The organism is Ruminococcus sp. CAG:57, from assembly GCF_000435935.1.
GTDB classification, from domain to species: domain Bacteria; phylum Bacillota; class Clostridia; order Oscillospirales; family Ruminococcaceae; genus Hominimerdicola; species Hominimerdicola aceti.
This window is the reverse complement of the sequence record NZ_FR890703.1, coordinates 1-1,743: the sequence shown is the minus strand read 5'-3', so window position 1 is coordinate 1,743 and position 1,743 is coordinate 1. Positions and strand designations below refer to the sequence as shown.

The window sequence follows — 1,743 nt, the reverse complement described above, 5'->3', positions numbered from 1 at the left end:
AAACAATTTTCACGTCAGATTGGTTTTGTCAACGTATATATCCTGTTGCAAACAACGCTGAAAATCCACATTATTAGGATTAACGTAGATGCCCATACAGCCTGCCTCCTTGAAAATATTTGTTATTCCTATTATACCATTTTTCTGCGGGGAAAGCAAGCTGAATCGAAATAACAGCCACACCCTGTGCAATCAAATCAACACAGAGTATGGCTTGTCTATTATTATTCCATTGCATTTAAAATAGAATAAATATTTTGTTCGGATAAATATCCGGAAGGGATATGGCTCTTGTTCTCGTGATACTCAAGATTTGCTCTGCCATTAGTTTCTGCCACCAGCAATGCAGTAAAAAAACGCTCCCAACTGAAATACTCTTCACAATCTATATGTTCTGCCGGGTCAGCCAAAATCTCTTGAACATTATCGTTACGGTCAAAAATCGCCGAGCGAAGAATAAGCCATTCAAAACTCTCCGGCAAAAAAAGATCGATCTTATTATTTGATACAGACTTTAAATACATAAGCTCTTTGATTTCTGAACCAAGTGCCGCAGCGTCGGCTATTACAAGAATACGCTTACCTTTATGCTGTTCCAGTAATTTTACAATTCCGCTCTTTCCGTTAGAACTGATACATTCGAGATCGTGATCTTCAGTTGCTTTCTTAAAAAACTGAAGACCCGACCTGCTGTCTTCAACGATTACAATATCATACGGAAATGCTGATATATCATTTTTTGAAATGTTCTTATATATCTTCTCGAACTTCGGTTTTGCACCATTTTTATGGATCTTCCTGATAGCATCTATACTGTATGGAATTTGCGCCAACGGCTCTCTTGTTACAAGAACATAATAATTATCAGAACCCTGAATCGCTTTTGCAAACTCATAAGAAGATAGAAATGGTGTACTTTCTTCAACAAAAACAATGCTCTCGTGGGTATTTTCAAGAATGGTTTCCCAATTAGCATTTGACAATACAAGGCAAGGTTTACTGCACTTTAAAATTACACCACTTTGTTCATCAAGTTCGGAATAGTTTCTCACCATATTGATGAGTTTCGTTTTTCCAGTGCCACTGTCCCCTGTCAATATCGTTACATTTCTCTCAAGAGTAAAATTAAACGTTATGTGCCTGTTTTTTATTTGTATTTTTATTTTACCCCTCATTTTCTTCACCCCTCAGATATCTATCTGCAAGCATCAAATATTCAATTGGGTCTGTAATCACTTTTCTTTTCCCTTCATTTATTATTTTCACAGAAAAAGACTTTCCAAAGTCCATCAAATGATGCAATGATACCGTAATATCCTTGTTTTCAGCCATTTCAAGCAGATACTTTGAGCAGTTATCTCCGCAATTTGAAATATTGAAGATCTTTTTAGGCTGATTATATATCAGCAAAAGAGTCTTAACGCCCGCTGACAATTCCGTTGAATTAAATTTGCCAAAAATATCGTTTTCTATAAGATCAGGGCCAATTACAGTTGAGTCATCAATATCCTTAATGATCTTTTTTGCAAATGGTTCCATGACCCACATTTTATCATACTGATTTGCATAATAGACCTCAGTATTGTATATTTCTTTAGGGTGTTTTCCAAAAAATATTCTAAGCACAACACCATCTCCTTATAGCTATTATTCACAAGCAAAACGGACGTATACGCCCATACAGTCTGCCTTCTTGAAAAATTTTGTTATTCTCATTATACCATTTTTCTGCTGGGAAAGCAA

General features: G+C 35.8%; 2 protein-coding genes. Both read right to left on the bottom strand.

The window, feature by feature from the left end; translation table 11 throughout:
• Nucleotides 1-224 precede the first annotated feature (224 nt).
• Entirely contained in the window at nt 225-1,175 is a 951-nt protein-coding gene (locus QVO88_RS03165; protein ID WP_022287081.1) for a hypothetical protein, read from the bottom strand.
• The gene (locus QVO88_RS03160) at nt 1,165-1,626 is read right to left on the bottom strand and encodes a DUF4869 domain-containing protein (protein WP_022287080.1); all 462 of its coding nucleotides are present in this window, start codon (nt 1,624-1,626) and stop codon (nt 1,165-1,167) included. The genes QVO88_RS03165 and QVO88_RS03160 overlap by 11 nt, the downstream gene beginning before the upstream one ends.
• Nucleotides 1,627-1,743: the final 117 nt, after the last annotated feature.

Coding starts and splice junctions, on each gene's coding strand:
- QVO88_RS03165 (WP_022287081.1), bottom strand. CDS start 1,175: ATGAGGGGTAAAATAAAAATACAAATAAAAAACAGGCACATAACGTTT.